The organism is Klebsiella africana (genome assembly GCF_020526085.1).
GTDB classification, from domain to species: domain Bacteria; phylum Pseudomonadota; class Gammaproteobacteria; order Enterobacterales; family Enterobacteriaceae; genus Klebsiella; species Klebsiella africana.
The window spans coordinates 2,400,696-2,415,676 of record NZ_CP084874.1 but is presented as its reverse complement, the minus strand read 5'-3'; the positions used below and the strand labels follow the sequence as shown (position 1 = coordinate 2,415,676).

14 protein-coding genes and 1 pseudogene are annotated in these 14,981 nt (G+C 59.6%); 12 read left to right on the top strand and 3 right to left on the bottom strand.

Features of this window, described 5'->3' with window-relative positions:
• Positions 1 to 91: 91 nt before the first annotated feature.
• The gene (locus LGL98_RS11780) at positions 92 to 943 is read left to right on the top strand and encodes a Vmh family MBL fold metallo-hydrolase (RefSeq protein ID WP_136032804.1); all 852 of its coding nucleotides are present in this window, start codon (positions 92 to 94) and stop codon (positions 941 to 943) included.
• Between the two features lie 177 nt (positions 944 to 1,120).
• A complete protein-coding gene (gene sra / locus LGL98_RS11775; protein WP_136032802.1) occupies positions 1,121 to 1,261 on the top strand; it encodes a stationary-phase-induced ribosome-associated protein in 141 nt (46 codons plus the stop codon).
• On the opposite strand, the gene LGL98_RS11770 is transcribed toward sra, so the two are convergent.
• Complete coding sequence (locus LGL98_RS11770) at positions 1,258 to 1,386, bottom strand: hypothetical protein (RefSeq protein WP_002906122.1); 129 nt, start codon at positions 1,384 to 1,386, stop codon at positions 1,258 to 1,260. The two genes, sra and LGL98_RS11770, sit on opposite strands and share 4 nt — an antisense overlap.
• Before the next feature lie 56 nt (positions 1,387 to 1,442).
• On the opposite strand from LGL98_RS11770, the gene LGL98_RS11765 reads away from it, so the two are divergent.
• The 4 genes from LGL98_RS11765 (at position 1,443) to LGL98_RS11750 (ending at position 6,779) form a co-directional block, all read left to right on the top strand.
• Positions 1,443 to 3,140 (top strand): NAD-dependent malic enzyme, encoded by a 1,698-nt coding sequence (locus LGL98_RS11765; RefSeq protein WP_136032800.1) that lies wholly within the window; start codon positions 1,443 to 1,445, stop codon positions 3,138 to 3,140.
• A gap of 180 nt (positions 3,141 to 3,320) precedes the next feature.
• Positions 3,321 to 4,016 (top strand): glycosyl transferase, encoded by a 696-nt coding sequence (locus LGL98_RS11760; protein WP_136032797.1) that lies wholly within the window; start codon positions 3,321 to 3,323, stop codon positions 4,014 to 4,016.
• On the top strand, positions 4,013 to 4,699 hold the full coding sequence (locus LGL98_RS11755) for a hypothetical protein (protein ID WP_136032795.1): 687 nt from the start codon (positions 4,013 to 4,015) through the stop codon (positions 4,697 to 4,699). The genes LGL98_RS11760 and LGL98_RS11755 overlap by 4 nt, the downstream gene beginning before the upstream one ends.
• Before the next feature lie 361 nt (positions 4,700 to 5,060).
• Positions 5,061 to 6,779, top strand: coding sequence for an ABC-F family ATP-binding cassette domain-containing protein (locus LGL98_RS11750; RefSeq protein WP_136032793.1), 1,719 nt, complete (start codon positions 5,061 to 5,063; stop codon positions 6,777 to 6,779).
• A 36-nt stretch (positions 6,780 to 6,815) separates the two neighbouring features.
• Here LGL98_RS11750 and LGL98_RS11745 read toward each other — a convergent pair.
• Positions 6,816 to 6,911 (bottom strand): annotated as a pseudogene (locus LGL98_RS11745) (MarR family transcriptional regulator); the annotation flags it as partial.
• A gap of 3 nt (positions 6,912 to 6,914) precedes the next feature.
• Positions 6,915 to 7,523: an inorganic diphosphatase gene (locus LGL98_RS11740; RefSeq protein WP_136032791.1), complete on the bottom strand. Its 609-nt coding sequence runs from the start codon at positions 7,521 to 7,523 to the stop codon at positions 6,915 to 6,917.
• Positions 7,524 to 7,775: 252 nt separating this feature from the next.
• Here LGL98_RS11740 and adhP point away from each other — a divergent pair, with 252 nt between their 5' ends.
• The 6 genes from adhP (at position 7,776) to LGL98_RS11710 (ending at position 14,979) form a co-directional block, all read left to right on the top strand.
• On the top strand, positions 7,776 to 8,786 hold the full coding sequence (adhP, locus tag LGL98_RS11735) for an alcohol dehydrogenase AdhP (RefSeq protein ID WP_136032789.1): 1,011 nt from the start codon (positions 7,776 to 7,778) through the stop codon (positions 8,784 to 8,786).
• A gap of 171 nt (positions 8,787 to 8,957) precedes the next feature.
• Entirely contained in the window at positions 8,958 to 10,580 is a 1,623-nt protein-coding gene (locus tag LGL98_RS11730; RefSeq protein WP_136032787.1) for a TIGR04028 family ABC transporter substrate-binding protein, read from the top strand.
• A 10-nt stretch (positions 10,581 to 10,590) separates the two neighbouring features.
• Entirely contained in the window at positions 10,591 to 11,535 is a 945-nt protein-coding gene (locus tag LGL98_RS11725) for an ABC transporter permease (protein ID WP_136032785.1), read from the top strand.
• Positions 11,532 to 12,380 carry an ABC transporter permease gene (locus tag LGL98_RS11720; protein WP_136032783.1) on the top strand — a complete coding sequence of 283 codons (849 nt, stop codon included), beginning with the start codon at positions 11,532 to 11,534 and terminating at the stop codon, positions 12,378 to 12,380. Before LGL98_RS11725 ends, LGL98_RS11720 begins: the two co-directional genes overlap by 4 nt.
• Complete coding sequence (locus LGL98_RS11715; RefSeq protein ID WP_136032781.1) at positions 12,377 to 13,993, top strand: dipeptide ABC transporter ATP-binding protein; 1,617 nt, start codon at positions 12,377 to 12,379, stop codon at positions 13,991 to 13,993. The genes LGL98_RS11720 and LGL98_RS11715 overlap by 4 nt, the downstream gene beginning before the upstream one ends.
• Complete coding sequence (locus LGL98_RS11710; RefSeq protein ID WP_168435337.1) at positions 13,993 to 14,979, top strand: putative FMN-dependent luciferase-like monooxygenase; 987 nt, start codon at positions 13,993 to 13,995, stop codon at positions 14,977 to 14,979. The genes LGL98_RS11715 and LGL98_RS11710 overlap by 1 nt, the downstream gene beginning before the upstream one ends.
• Positions 14,980 to 14,981: the final 2 nt, after the last annotated feature.

The window sequence follows — 14,981 nt, the reverse complement described above, 5'->3', positions numbered from 1 at the left end:
TTATGAAACTCAGCATCTCTTATTTCAGGAATTCTATCAAATAGCGAAATCCGTACAATGGAACGCATTCACCTGTTAATGAGAATAAATCATGAAATTATCTGCCCTTGCTGTTGCCACCGCCATGTTCAGCGGCGCGGTCTTCGCGGCGCCTCTGACGCTGCAAACCTACAATCCGCAGGAAAACGGTCTCTTTGCCGTTAACTCCACTCTCGTCTCCGGCCCGCACGAAGCAGTGCTGTTTGATGCGCAGTTCAGCGTAAAGGACGGCGAAAAGCTGGTAGACATGATCAAGAAAAACGGCAAGCCGCTCACGCGGATTGTGATCACCTCCGGCGATCCGGATTTCTATTTTGGCCTTGAGCCGCTGGTGAAAGCCTTCCCGCAGGCGGAGGTGGTCGCCACGCCGGAGGTGGTCAAGCATATTGAAGCCACCAAAGCGGCCAAACTGGCGTACTGGGGCCCGCAAATGAAAGATGGCGCGCCGACGCAGGTGTACGTTCCGCTGGCGCTGAAGGCCAACAGCTTTACCATCGATGGCGAGAAAGTGACGATGATTCAGCCGCATGACTACGCGGCGTTCGTCTGGATCCGGGCGAACAAAACGATCCTCGGCGGCACCGGCGTGGCGTGGGGCATGCATCTCTGGACCGCCGACACCCAGACACCGGCCAGTCGTCAAAAATGGCGCAACACGCTGGACCAGATGATCGCCCTGCACCCGCAGCGGGTGATCCCGGGCCATTATCTCGGCACTCCGCCGGAGGGAGACAGCGCAGTGCGCTTTACAAAAACTTACCTCCAGCAGTTCGAGCAGGCGCTGAAGACGCATTCGGATTCTGCCGGGGTGATCAAGGCGATGGAGGCACAGTGGCCGGGCCTGGCGGAGACCAGCTCGCTGGAGTTAAGCGCCAAAGTTAATACCGGTGAGATGAAGTGGTGACCCCTGCGGCGCGCAAGGGAGACAGTTCTTAATCTGGCTCCCAAGGGTTGCTATTGCCGAGAAAATGGACCACCCTACCTGTGGCCGCACAAAAAACGCGCGACCGACTTTGGGTTACATTTCATCCGGTCATTACCGGGTTTGCCCTTGAAACCAGAACAGGATAAAGGAGTCAGAATGAAATCGAACCATCATGCACGTCATCTTCTCGGTCTGAACTACAAGCTTTCCCGGCAGAAAAAAGTGGTGCTGGAAGGCGATGAAGAAACCACCATCAACCACATCCATGCTACCGGCCGCAAACGCCGCGGTGGTTAATTTTCAGCCTGAGTGATGATAAACAACACCGTCCTGTTGCCAGGATGGTGTTTTTTTATGGCAATTGATTGCTTGTTTACCCGCTTGAAGACCTTCTGCTCTATACTCTGCCCGCTGCTTTCCACCCGCCCTTCGCTTATCGCCGCGCCGGGACTGTGGTCATGATCAAGGAGTTAGTGCGATGCAATTTACCCATAAGAAAAACCGTTCCCTGTACATCCCCTACGCGGGTCCCGTTCTGCTTGAATTCCCCCTGCTCAACAAGGGAAGCGCCTTCAGTATGGAAGAGCGCAGCAATTTCAACCTGCTCGGCCTGCTGCCGGAAGTGGTTGAAACTATCGAAGAGCAAGCGGAACGTGCCTGGATCCAGTATCAGGGATTCAAAACTGAAATCGACAAACATATTTATCTGCGTAACATCCAGGACACCAACGAAACCCTGTTTTATCGCCTGATCGGCAACCACCTCGAAGAGATGATGCCGGTTATCTATACCCCAACGGTAGGCGCCGCCTGCGAACGTTTCTCCGAGATCTACCGTCGCGCCCGCGGCGTCTTTATCTCCTACCAGAATCGCCATAACCTTGACGACATCCTGCAGAACGTCCCGAACCACAACGTGAAAGTAATTGTAGTCACCGATGGCGAGCGTATTCTCGGCCTCGGCGATCAGGGGATCGGCGGCATGGGGATCCCGATCGGCAAGCTGTCGCTGTACACCACCTGCGGCGGCATCAGCCCGGCTTACACCCTGCCTATCGTGCTGGACGTGGGGACAAACAACCAGCAGCTGCTGGACGATCCGCTGTATATGGGCTGGCGCCATCCGCGCATTACCGACGACGAGTATTATCAATTCGTTGACGACGTGATCCAGGCAATTAAGGCCCGCTGGCCGGACGTCCTGCTGCAGTTTGAAGACTTTGCGCAGAAGAACGCCATGCCGCTGCTCAACCGCTATCGCAATGAAATCTGTTCGTTTAATGATGATATTCAGGGCACCGCGGCGGTGACCGTCGGGACGCTGATCGCCGCCAGCCGCGGCGCCGGTAGCCAGCTGAGCGAGCAAAAAATCGTCTTCCTCGGTGCGGGTTCGGCCGGCTGCGGTATCGCCGAGCAGATTATCGCCCAGATCGTCCGCGAAGGACTCAGTGAAGAAGAGGCCCGCCAGCGCGTGTTCATGGTTGACCGCTTCGGTCTGTTAACCGATGGCATGCCTAATCTGCTGCCGTTCCAGAACAAGCTGGTGCAAAAGCGTGAACATCTGCAGGGCTGGGATACCACCAGCGAGGCACTGTCTCTGCTGGACGTTGTGCGCAACGTGAAGCCGAACATCCTGATCGGCGTCTCTGGTCAGCCGGGGCTGTTCACGGAAGAGATTATCCGCGAGATGCACAAGCACTGCCCACGGCCGATAGTGATGCCGCTCTCCAACCCAACCTCACGGGTGGAAGCGACGCCGCAGAATATCCTGAGCTGGACCGACGGCGAGGCGCTGGTCGCCACCGGCAGCCCGTTCTCCCCGGTTACCGTGAAAGGCAAGCAGTATCCCATCGCCCAGTGCAATAACTCCTATATCTTCCCGGGGATTGGTCTGGGCGTGATCGCCTCCGGCGCGTCACGGGTCACAGACGAGATGCTGATGGCTGCCAGCGAAACCCTGGCAAAGCACTCGCCGCTGGTAAACAACGGTGAAGGTCCGGTGCTGCCGGAGCTGAAGGATATCCAGACCGTCTCGCGGGCGATAGCCTTTGCGGTCGGCAAGGTGGCGCAGGAGCAAGGCGTGGCGGTGAAAACCTCCGCCGAAGCGCTACTGCAGGCTATCAGCGATAATTTCTGGCTGCCGGAATATCGCAATTATCGCCGCACCTCGATTTAATCGCTCTCACCGGGCCGAGATAGCGGCCCGGTTATTAATAACGTCAGAATAATATCTCCCGCCACAGAAACGCTTTTTCCGCCTATATACATTGATCGTAAAAATAGAAAACAGATAGCATTTGCCGCACGCCCTCTGCTGTGCAAAATAGTTGCCTCTCCCCTCACAACGGAATGTGAAATGCAAAAGTTAACCTCTGGCACAAATAAAACGATCGCTATTCTGATCCGTGTTGTTTTATTAGTTACGGGCGGGTCCGCCATCATTGCCGGCCTGTGCCTGTTTGGCGGCGATACGTGGATGCTCACCCCGCGCGCTGAGCAGTATCAGCCCGCCACCGGCGATCTGGTGGATGTCGTCATCTATGAGCCGAGTAAATTTTTCTTCGCCCTACTCTACGTGTTTATTACTACCCTGGTCTGGCTGCTGGCGGTACGTAACATTCCCTGGCGGCCGATACAGCATCCTATATTAGCGCTGATGGTACTGATTGCCGCCGGGATATTTATTTTCCTCCATCCGGAGGTCACCCCAGGACAAGATGCCAGTATTCAGTACGGTAAACACAATACCTATTATGCATCCATATTCTGGATGAAAACCCGGTCAGGTAGTCATTCCGCTAAGCAATCAAAATATGAAACCTTTGTTGAAGCAAAAGATCCCCGCTGGCTGATCGACAGAAACAATCTTGGCCGCGCCTGGCGCTGTGAAGTGCAGCGGCATAGCCAGTTTTACACCCTGTCATTCAATGAGGGCTGGTTCCCGAACGGCGATCCGCAGGTCCTTGCCAACCAGTGTAGTCAGATTGCCGATCTGGATACCGTCTCTGAAGACGAGTTGCTCGTCACTAAAACCATCAGGAGCCGTAAATGAGCCAGCAAAAAAGGGTTCTGCAACCGATATTACGCCTCTGGCTGGGGCTGTTTAGCGGAATGTTGCTGGTGAGCGCCATCAGCGCCTTTCACGGTGAGTACTGGTATTTCGGCGATAAGCAAGCGTTTTACGCGGCGAAAGCCGGCGAGGTCTCAGTGCATGAACTCTATACGCCGGCGAAAATCCTCTTTGCTTTGATCGTCAGCACGATCCCGTCGCTGCTGTGGCTGCTGCTGGTTAACCGTCGGGCGCCGCGGCTGCTGACCCACACTCTCCCACCGGTGTTACTGCTGCTGGCGGGACTGGTGTTTTTCTTCCTGAGACCCGACGTGATTCCAGGCGGGGAGCCCCCTGTCTATCGCTACGGTGAGCGGGAGCGCTACTACCAGACGATACGCTGGCAGAAGGCGGATCCGAGCGCGTGGCGGGATACCCGCTCTGAGTACAACGTGTATATCGAATATCGGGATCCCAGGGGATATCGCGAAGCCGACAATATTAAAAACGCCTATACCTGTGAAACCCACCGGGAGTCACGCTTTTTTACCTTAACCACCGAGGAGAGTTGGTATCCGGATGCGTATCCGAATATCCTCGAGGCCCCCTGCCAGGCGATAAAGGATCCCCAGGCGCTGACGGAATATACCCGCGACCACGCTCGCTGGTTTCCCATTACGTTTTAGCAAACATACAAGCCTTCTGCGCCAACAATATCTCGCCGGTAATGGCACTGAACGCGAAAACTGGTGGGTGTCGTCCCCTGCCAGTTTTGTCACTGGCGCGCTTTCCCTTTCCCCACTACACTGCCATCACCCATCCACTTACTGAATAAAAAAGGAGGCCCCCCATGCTGTATTGTGAAATGTTTATTGTTTCACATGCCTTAGGCAATTGCGCCAGCTCAAGCGTTATCGATATCGTGCTGCGATAACTACGGCTTGAGCGAAGACCCTTCACGCAATCCCTTCTCTCCGGCTTACCGGGTTATCGTCAGCGAGTTTTGACGAGGCATTCGCATGCCTGTAACTCTTGAGTAAGTTGACTATGAGTACATTACTAACTGCCCATGCGCTCCACATGGAGACGGCTTTTGGGCCGCTGTTTAACACCCTCTCCTTCACCCTGAAGAAAGGCGACCGGATCGGTCTCATCGGCCATAACGGTTGCGGCAAAAGCACCCTGCTGCAGGTGCTGGACGGGACGATCGCACCCACCTCGGGCAGCGTCTCGCTCTCCGGTCATTGTCTGATGGCCCGCGTTGAACAGCATCTGCCGGAGTCGCTGCGTACGCAGCCATTGCTGCAGGCGGTGCTGGCCCCGTTACCCGCTGACGCGCGGGAAGCACAGCGCTGGCTGGCCGAGCGTCTGCTGGCGCAGATGGGATTTACCCCGGCGGTGATGGAGCAGCAGACCGCCACCCTGAGCGGCGGCCAACACACACGTCTGCTGCTGGCCCGGGCGCTGATCCGCCAGCCTGACCTGCTGCTGTTGGATGAGCCTGGCAACCACCTCGATCTGCCGACCCTGCTGTGGCTGGAAAGCTTCCTGCAAACCTGGCAGGGGAGCTTCGTGCTGGTGTCACATGACAACACCTTATTGGATGCTGTAACTAATACCAGCTGGATCCTCCGCGACCAGACGCTGCACAGCTTCGCCTTGCCCTGCAGCGCTGCCCGTCAGGCACTGCAGGAGCAGGATGAAAGCGCCGCGCTGCGCCATAAGGCCGAGCAGAAAGAGATTGACCGGGTCAGCGCCAGCGCCCGACGGCTGGCCACCTGGGGGCGAGTCTATGACAATGAAGATCTCGCCCGCAAAGCCAAACAGATGGAGAAGCAGGTCGCCCGCCTGAAAGACGAGCAGACCGAGCTCAGCGTCGGCGCGCCGTGGCGCCTGTCATTGCAGGGGGATGCCCTGCCAGCTGACCGCCTGCTGGAGATGGACGCTATGCCTGTGGCTCCCGCTGCGGGCCTGCCTGCCCTCTTCACCACCGGCGTGGCGCGCCTGCGCAGCGGCGATCGCGTGGCCATCATGGGGCGCAACGGCGGCGGTAAATCATCGCTGCTGCGCCTGCTGTGGCAGCAAATGAACGACGCATCGCCTCTTCCGGGGCTGCGCCTGCATCCCCGGCTGCACCCCGGCTATTATGACCAGACGCTGGCGCAGTTACCGGACGATGCCAGCCTGCTCGACGCCCTGACGCCGTTCGCCCCGTCGGCGGAGACCCGTAAACGGGCGCTGATCGCCGCCGGGTTTGGCTGGGCGAGACATAGCCAGACGGTCAGCACCCTCAGCGGCGGTGAGCGGTCGCGGCTACTGTTCGTTGGCCTGTCACTGGCGCGCTACAGTCTGCTGTTGTTGGATGAACCCACCAACCATCTTGATATGGAGGGCAAAGCGGCGCTGGCGCAGACGCTGCGCGATTACCCCGGCGGCGTGCTCCTGGTCAGCCATGACCGTCAGTTGATTAGCGAAAGCTGTAACCGCTTCTGGCTGATCGACAGCGCCGGGTTAACGGAATGGCACAGCCTGGAGGAGGTCTATGCCCGTCTGCAGGCCGTGGCGCCCGCCCCGGACAGTCGACTCGCTTTGCAGAGTACGCTCGCCGGGGCTGACAATGATGAAGAGGAGGCGCTGCTGGCGCGGCTGATTGACCTGGAGCAATGGCTGGCTGACGATATGGCCCGCAAACCAAAACATCAAAAGCCGTCGCTTCAGGCGCAGTGGCGAGAAGAGATCGCCCGCCTGCTTAACCAGCTGACGTAATCTCCACGTTCCCCCACCGGCTAAGGCACCACGCGCTTAGCCGGTGTTTCCGGAACGGGTAAATTGCTGCCCGGTCAGCGCCTTACCCCACGACTCCCCCTGGCACTCGTTGTTTAATCTGAAGCCAAAGGACATTTATTGCGGATTATGCGGGTTCTTCGCCTTCCAGGCTTCCCAGGCGGATTTGATCTCCTGCTTCGCGGCGGCGGCGTCATTAAAGCCGGCCAGCTCGACCTTTTTACGTCCCTCCGGCAGTTCTTTATAGACCCGGAAGAAGGCCTCCAGCCGCTGCTGTTCGATTTTCGGCAGATCGGTGATGGTCTTGATGTCATCGTAGGTGGGGTCAATTTTACTGGCCGGCACGGCGATGATTTTGTCGTCTTTTTCGCCGCCATCAATCATCTTCAGCACACCAATTGGCCGCAGCTTAATCAGCGTGCCCGGCGCCATCGGCGCGCGAGTGTAAAACACTACGTCCAGCGGGTCCCCATCTCCGGCCAGCGACTGGGTCAGCGAGCCGTAGTTTGCCGGGTAAGCAACCGGCATCGACTGAAAGCGGTCGGCGACGATAAACCCCGTCTTAGCATCGGTTTCGTACTTAATGATCCCCCCCGCCGGGATCTCGGTGACGGCGTAAAATTCTTCCGGGTTGTTTTCCGGCTGGGGAAATTCCAGCACATTATGGGCCTGAGCGGCGGCGGACAAAAGCAGGCCGGCGGTGAGGATGGTTTTTACCAGATGCATTGTTGTATCACTCTGTTGTTATAAGAAATTGATGCACAAAACAATAGATTCGAGTGATGACAAAAACATGACCATTCAGCGTCAATATTATTACCTACCAAATATAGCGATATTGTCTGAATTTTGTGCTATCTCTGTAGCAAAAAGCCACATTCTGTACTAAGCGCCTTGTATTTTACCGCTCAGCGTCTAATCCTTATTGGGTACTATTGCATTAATTAAGTTAATCAATTCCCCCACAAGGAGACAGGCATGAAGGCAGCTGTTGTTACCCACGACCATCAGGTTAACGTCACGGAAAAAACGCTGCGCCCGCTGGAATACGGCGAAGCGCTGTTGAAAATGGAATGCTGCGGCGTGTGTCATACTGACCTGCACGTGAAAAACGGCGATTTTGGCGATAAAACCGGCGTCATTCTCGGCCATGAAGGGATCGGGGTGGTACAAAAAGTCGGCCCGGGCGTCACCTCCCTGAAGCCGGGCGACCGCGCCAGCGTGGCGTGGTTCTTCGAAGGCTGCGGCCACTGCGACTACTGTAACAGCGGCAACGAGACGCTGTGCCGCTCGGTGAAAAACGCCGGCTATACCGTCGACGGCGGCATGGCGGAAGAGTGCATCGTCACCGCCAACTATGCAGTAAAAGTGCCGGATGGCCTCGACTCTGCCGCCGCCAGCAGCATCACCTGCGCGGGCGTCACCACCTACAAAGCGGTCAAAGTCTCCCACATCAAACCGGGTCAATGGATCGCCATCTACGGCCTCGGTGGGCTGGGTAACCTGGCGCTGCAGTATGCGAAGAATGTATTTAACGCCAAGGTGATTGCTATTGACGTCAACGACGGGCAGCTGGAGCTGGCGGCCTCGATGGGCGCTGACCTCACCATCAACTCCCGCAATGAAGATGCGGCGAAAGTGATTCAGGAAAAAACCGGCGGCGCCCACGCTGCCGTAGTAACCGCGGTGGCTAAAGCAGCCTTTAACTCGGCGGTGGATGCCGTTCGCGCCGGTGGCCGCGTGGTCGCTGTGGGCCTGCCGCCGGAGGCGATGAGCCTCGATATTCCACGCCTGGTGCTGGACGGCATCGAGGTGGTCGGTTCGCTGGTCGGTACCCGTCAGGATCTGGTGGAAGCCTTCCAGTTTGCCGCTGAAGGCAAAGTGGTGCCGAAAGTCACCCTGCGTCCGCTGGAAGATATCAACACTATCTTCAAAGAGATGGAGCAAGGTCAGATCCGCGGCCGTATGGTTATCGATCTGCGTAGCTAATCACCCGCGCCTCTCCCGCCCGGGAGAGGCGATTCCCCCCTGGCGCTTCCCCTCGCTTCCCAACCCGGGAAGTAAATGCAATTTCCGCAAATGCTTAGCGCAATTCCTTGGTTCCTTTGTTTTTAGCCGCGCCCGATGATGGCAACACAATAGATAACAAAGGAATTCACCATGCATCGTCATTTTCGCCTGCCCGCGCTGGCTGCGCTGTTTCTCTCCGGCGCCTTTTCCGTCTGGGCCGCCGACACGCCGGTTAAAGGCGGCACCTTAATTTATCTGGAGCAGCAACCGCACACCAATCTCTATCCGCCCGCCGGCGGCTTTTATCCGAATGGCGGGATTCTCAATCAGATCACCGACAAGCTCACCTGGCAGAACCCGAAAACGCTGGAGATTGAGCCGTGGATCGCCGAGAGCTGGACCAGCAATGCCGATAAAACCGAGTACACTTTCCACCTGCGCAAAGGGGTCACCTTCTCAGATGGCACGCCGCTGGACGCCGCCGCCGTCGCCAAAAACTTCGACACCTATGGTCTGGGCGATAAAGCCCACCGCCTGCCCGTCTCGGAGGTCATCAATAACTACCAGCGCAGCGAAGTGATCGACCCGCTAACGGTGAAATTTTACTTCAACAAACCGTCGCCGGGCTTCCTGCAGGGAACCGCCACCATCGGCTCCGGTCTGGTGTCCCTCAGCACCTTGCAGCGCAATTTTGAAGAACTGGGCGATGCCCGGCATATTATCGGCTCCGGCCCCTTTGTGGTACAGGATGAAAAGCCAGGCCGCGAGCTGACGCTGGTGGCGCGCAAGGATTATCAGTGGGGGCCGAAAAACAGCGCCCAGCAGGGGCCGGCTAACCTCGACGGCATCACCTATATTGTGACCCCGGAAGATAGCGTACGCATCGGCGCGCTGCTGGCGGGTCAGGCGGGCTTTATTCGCCAGGTACAGGCCTACGATGAGAAACAAGCGACCGATCAGGGATTTAAGGTCTACGCTGCCCCTACCCGCGGGGTCAACGACAGCCTGAGCTTCCGCCCGGACAACCCACTGGTTGCAGACCTGCGGGTGCGCCAGGCCCTGCTCCATGCCACCAACGCCAAACAGGTGGTGGAGACGCTGTTCTCCACTAACTACCCGCAAGCCACCTCCGTGCTGGCCAGCTCCGCCGCCGGCTATGTCAATCTGAGCGATAAGTTGACCTTCGACCAGGCCAAAGCCCGGCAGTTGCTGGATGACGCCGGCTGGAAGCCCGCCGCCGACGGTATTCGCAGCAAAGACGGTCAGCGGCTGGCGCTGACCGTTTATGAGTCGCTGCCGCAGCCGCAGAATAAAGAAGTGCTGCAGCTGATTGCCCAACAGTGGCGCCAGGTGGGCGTGGCGTTGACGGTCAAAGCCGGGGATGCCGGTAGCCGTACGCTGGACAATCTTGACCCGCAGAAAACCCCGCTCACCGTCTCAGAAGTGGGCCGCGCCGACCCGGATGTGGTGAAAAGTATGTTCTTCCCCAATAACCGTGATGCGCTGCTGCAGAAAGGCGGCTCCAGCGATAAAGTGCAGCACTTTCGCGATGATAAGCTGAATGACCTGCTGACCGGCATCTCCGCGGCGGTAGAGCCGCAGCAGCGCTTGCAGTTAACCGGTGACGCCCAGCGCTATCTGATCGATAACGCCTATGTGATCCCCATTTTCGAAGAGCCGCAGGTGTTTGCCGGCGCGCCGTGGGTCAAAGGCGTCAGCTTCGAGGCCGTCGGTCGTCCGTCGTTCTACGGCGCGTGGCTGGACAAGCACTAAGAGGCCGGATATGAGCGCTTATCTTCTGCGACGGTTCGGCCAGGGGCTGCTGGTCCTGTGGGCGGCCTTTACCCTCACCTTTTTCCTGCTACAGGTGCTGCCGGGGGATGCGGTGCTGATCAAGTTTCAGAACCCGGACCTCGGCCTGAGTCCGGCGCAAATTGCGGAGATGCGGCTGGCCTACGGCGCCGATAACCCGCTGTGGCGCCAGTATCTGCACACGCTGCTGGCGATGCTGCACGGCGACTTTGGCTATTCCCTGCAGGCGGGTCTGGCCGTCAGTAGTCTTATTGCCAGCAACCTGCCGGATACCTTAAGCCTCGCGCTACCGGCCTTCCTGCTGGCCGTGGCGCTGGCGTTCGCCCTCGCTTTCGCCTCGCGGCTGCCGGGGCTGCGCTGGCTGAGCAATTTTCTACAGTCGCTACCGGTGCTGTTTATCTCTCTGCCTACCTTTTGGTTGGGTATCGCCCTGATCCAGCTCTTCTCGTTTCAGTTGCGATGGATCCCGGTAATCAACCCCGGCCCACTGGAAGGACTGATTTTACCGGTTATCGCCGTCGCGCTGCCCATTTCCGCCCCACTGGCGCAGATCCTGATGCGCAGCATGGATCAGGTGGCGGTTCAGCCCTTCGTTGCGGTTGCCCGCGCCAAAGGCATGAGCGAAACGGGCGTCCTCTGGCGCCATGTGATGGGTAATGCCCTGCTGCCGGCGCTGAATATTGCCGGGCTGCTGCTCGGCGAGCTGATTGCCGGGGCGCTGATCACCGAGACCGTCTTCGGCCGCAGCGGCCTCGGCCAGCTGACCCAGCAGGCGGTCAATAACCAGGATATCGCCGTACTGCAGGCGGTGGTGATGATCTCCGCCCTCGGTTTCGTCCTGATCAACCTGCTGGTCGACCTGGTCATGCCGCGACTGGATCCCCGACTCCATTTACAGACCGGAGGTGCGAAATGAGCCTGGTCGACTATGCCATCGCCGTTCGCCGCCGCCCGGAGTGGCGCAGAGTGCGTCTGCAGCCTGGCCTGTGGCTGGCGTGGGCAGTAATAATCGCCGCGCTGTTAATGGCCGTTGCCCCGCAGTGGTTTACCTCCGCTAACCCGTTGGAAGGGATCCCCGGCGCTCAGCGCCTGGCGCCGCAGGCGCACTACTGGCTGGGTACCGACCAGCTGGGGCGCGACCTGTGGACGCGGGTGGTTTACGGCGCGGTACATTCCCTGTCGGCGGCGCTGATCGCCGTCGCCATCGGCCTGGTGGTGGGTACCGCCCTGGGCACCCTCGCCGGGGCGCTGGCCGGACGCGTGGAATCCACCATTATGCGCCTGGTCGATGTCCTGCTGGCCATCCCCTCCCTGCTGCTGCAGCTGACGGTGATTATTCTGCTGGGTTTCGGCACGGTGAATGCGGCGGTGGCGGTTGGCGTGGCGGCTATCGCCAGCTTCGCGCGCCTGGCGCGGGCAGAAGTGGTGCGCGTGCGCCACAGCGATTACGTCGAGGCGGCCCGGGGCAGCGGCGGCACCTTTTTCGCCATCTTCTGGCGCCATATTCTACCCAACTCGCTCACTGCGGTGCTTGCTTTCGCGACGCTGCAGTTCGGTCAGGCGATGCTGGCCCTGGCCACCCTCAGCTTCCTCGGCTACGGCACTCCGCCGCCGGTCCCGGAGTGGGGATTACTGATCGCCGAAGGTCGCAATTACCTGTCAACCGCCTGGTGGCTGACCACCTTCCCCGGCCTCGCCGTGGTCGCCGTGGTCCTTGCCGCCAATCGTCTTAGCCGCCAGTGGAGTGGAGCACGCCCATGACCGTTTTGTCCGTTGAAGATCTGCGCATCAGCTACCGCACGCGGGGCGAATGGCGCGAGGTGGTGCACAACGTCAGCTTTTCCATCCAACGCGGCGAAATGCTGGCCTTTGTCGGAGAATCCGGCTCGGGGAAAACTACTACCGCGCAGGCCATTATCGGCCTGCTGGCGGATAACGCCCGCCGCGACGCCGGGCGAATTATCCTCAATGGCGAAGTGATTAGTGACTGGTCGGCAAAACGCCTGAACCACCTGCGCGGAGTGAGCATCAGCCTGGTCCCACAGGACCCCGGCAATTCGCTTAACCCGGTAAAAACCATTGGTCAGCAGGTAGAAGAGATCCTGTGGCTGCATCAGTCCTTCTCCGCCGCTGAGCGCCGACAGCAGGCCCTTAACCTGCTCACTAAAGTCGGTCTCAGCCACCCGGAACAGCGTCTTGACCAGTATCCGCATCAGCTGTCGGGCGGGATGAAACAGCGGGTGCTGATCGCCATCGCCATTGCCCTGCAGCCGGACCTGATTATTGCCGACGAGCCCACCAGCGCCCTCGACGTCACAGTGCAGAAGCGCATTCTCGATCTGCTCGATATCCTGCGTCGCGAGTCGGGCACCGCCGTGCTGTTTGTCACCCACGATCTGGCGCTGGCCGCCGAACGCGCCGACCGGATCATGGTGTTTCGCCAGGGAGAGATTCAGGAACAGGGCGCCACCGAGGCGATTGTCCAGCGTCCGCAGCATCCTTACACTCGCCAGCTGCTCCACGATCTGCAGGATGCGCCGTTGAGGCTAACGGCGGCGCGTCACCGGCCGCTGGCCACGCCGGCCATTCGCGTGGCGGGGATCAGCAAACGCTTCTCGCTGGGCAAACAGGCGCTGCAGGCGCTCGACAGCGTCAGCTTTGAGGTCAGACGCGGCAGCACGCACGCGCTGGTGGGGGAATCCGGCTCCGGGAAAACCACCCTGGCGCGGATCCTGCTGGGCTTCGAGCGCGCCGACGCCGGACAGGTGACCATCGACGGTATTGACGCCGGGCATCTCAGCCGTGAGGCGCAGCGTCAGCTGCGGCGCAAAATCCAGTTCGTCTACCAGAACCCCTTCGCTTCGCTCGACCCGCGTCAGACGCTGTTTGCGATTATCGAAGAACCGTTAAAAAACTTTGAGCGCCTCAGCGCGGCGACGCGTCGCCAGCGTGTGGAGAGCGTCGCCGCCCGGGTGGCTCTGGCTCCGGAGCTGCTGTCGCGGACGCCGCGGGAGCTTTCCGGCGGCCAGCGGCAGCGGGTGGCGATTGCCCGGGCGCTGATCCTCGAGCCGGCGATACTGGTCCTTGACGAAGCGACTTCGGCGCTCGACGTTACCGTTCAGGCGCAGATCCTCGCCCTGCTACAACAGCTACAGCAGCAGCTGGGTCTGAGCTACCTGTTCATTACCCACGATCTGGCGACGGTCAGGCGGATTGCCGACAGCGTCACGGTGCTGCGCGCCGGCCAGATGGTGGAGCATGGCGACGTTGACCGCCTGTTCGCCACCCCGCAGCAGGCCTACACCCGCGAACTGATCGCCGCCATTCCTCAGGTTTCCTCCCGCTTAGCGCAAGCCCACATGGAGAACGCATAATGCCTAAACGCCTCGGTTTTTTTACCCGTCTGCTCGATCAGGGCTCCGCACAAACGCGCTACCGGCTGGCGGCCGAACAGATCCGCCACGCGGAGCGTTTGGGCTTCGACAGCGCCTGGATTGCCCAGCACCATTTTCATGAACAGGAAGGCGGCCTGCCTTCTCCGCTGGTGTTTCTCGCCCACGTGGCGGCACAGACCGACCGGATCCGTCTCGGCACGGCCATCATTACCCTGCCAATGGAAAATCCGCTGCGCGTCGCCGAAGACGCGGCGGTACTGGATTTACTCACCGACGGACGTCTGGAGGTGGGGTTTGGCTCCGGCGGCACGCCAACCTCGTTTCTGCCCTTCGGCCTGACCAGCGAGCAGCGCGGGGCGGTATTTGCCGAACATCTGCACCTGATCCATAGCGCCTGGCGCGGCGACACGCTGAGCCACCCGGACAACCGTCTCTATCCACCGGCGCCGCAGCTGGCGGAGCGTATCTGGATCGCCACCTTCTCGGTGGAGGGCGCTATCCGCGCCGGTCAGGCGGGACACGGGTTGATGCTGTCACGCACTCAGCCACGGCCGCCCGGAGAACCACGCCTGCCGCTGGACGCCATTCAGAACCCGATCATCGACGCCTACCTGGCGGCGCTGCCGGACGGCGTTGCGCCGCGGATCCTCGCCTCGCGCACTGCCTTCGTCGCCGACAGTCACGCCCACGCCCTGCAGGTTGCCGAGCCCGGTCTGCGCAAACAGGCGGCACAGCACCGAGCGGCGGGTCATCTGATAGAAGGTGACAGTGTCACTGACTATCTGCAACAACTGGATGCCCACGTCGGCGATCCTGAGCATGTTATTGCCTCCCTCGCTAAGGACAGCGTGCTGGCCCGCGCCACCGATATTTCGTTTCAGGTGCACTCGGTGGAGCCTTCGCACCGGGATACGCTGCGTTCCATTGAGCTGATCGCTCAGCATATTGCCCCCCACATCAGATAAGG

Coding starts and splice junctions, on each gene's coding strand:
- LGL98_RS11780 (WP_136032804.1), top strand. CDS start 92: ATGAAATTATCTGCCCTTGCTGTTGCCACCGCCATGTTCAGCGGCGCG.
- sra (WP_136032802.1), top strand. CDS start 1,121: ATGAAATCGAACCATCATGCACGTCATCTTCTCGGTCTGAACTACAAG.
- LGL98_RS11765 (WP_136032800.1), top strand. CDS start 1,443: ATGCAATTTACCCATAAGAAAAACCGTTCCCTGTACATCCCCTACGCG.
- LGL98_RS11760 (WP_136032797.1), top strand. CDS start 3,321: ATGCAAAAGTTAACCTCTGGCACAAATAAAACGATCGCTATTCTGATC.
- LGL98_RS11755 (WP_136032795.1), top strand. CDS start 4,013: ATGAGCCAGCAAAAAAGGGTTCTGCAACCGATATTACGCCTCTGGCTG.
- LGL98_RS11750 (WP_136032793.1), top strand. CDS start 5,061: ATGAGTACATTACTAACTGCCCATGCGCTCCACATGGAGACGGCTTTT.
- LGL98_RS11740 (WP_136032791.1), bottom strand. CDS start 7,523: ATGCATCTGGTAAAAACCATCCTCACCGCCGGCCTGCTTTTGTCCGCC.
- adhP (WP_136032789.1), top strand. CDS start 7,776: ATGAAGGCAGCTGTTGTTACCCACGACCATCAGGTTAACGTCACGGAA.
- LGL98_RS11730 (WP_136032787.1), top strand. CDS start 8,958: ATGCATCGTCATTTTCGCCTGCCCGCGCTGGCTGCGCTGTTTCTCTCC.
- LGL98_RS11725 (WP_136032785.1), top strand. CDS start 10,591: ATGAGCGCTTATCTTCTGCGACGGTTCGGCCAGGGGCTGCTGGTCCTG.
- LGL98_RS11720 (WP_136032783.1), top strand. CDS start 11,532: ATGAGCCTGGTCGACTATGCCATCGCCGTTCGCCGCCGCCCGGAGTGG.
- LGL98_RS11715 (WP_136032781.1), top strand. CDS start 12,377: ATGACCGTTTTGTCCGTTGAAGATCTGCGCATCAGCTACCGCACGCGG.
- LGL98_RS11710 (WP_168435337.1), top strand. CDS start 13,993: ATGCCTAAACGCCTCGGTTTTTTTACCCGTCTGCTCGATCAGGGCTCC.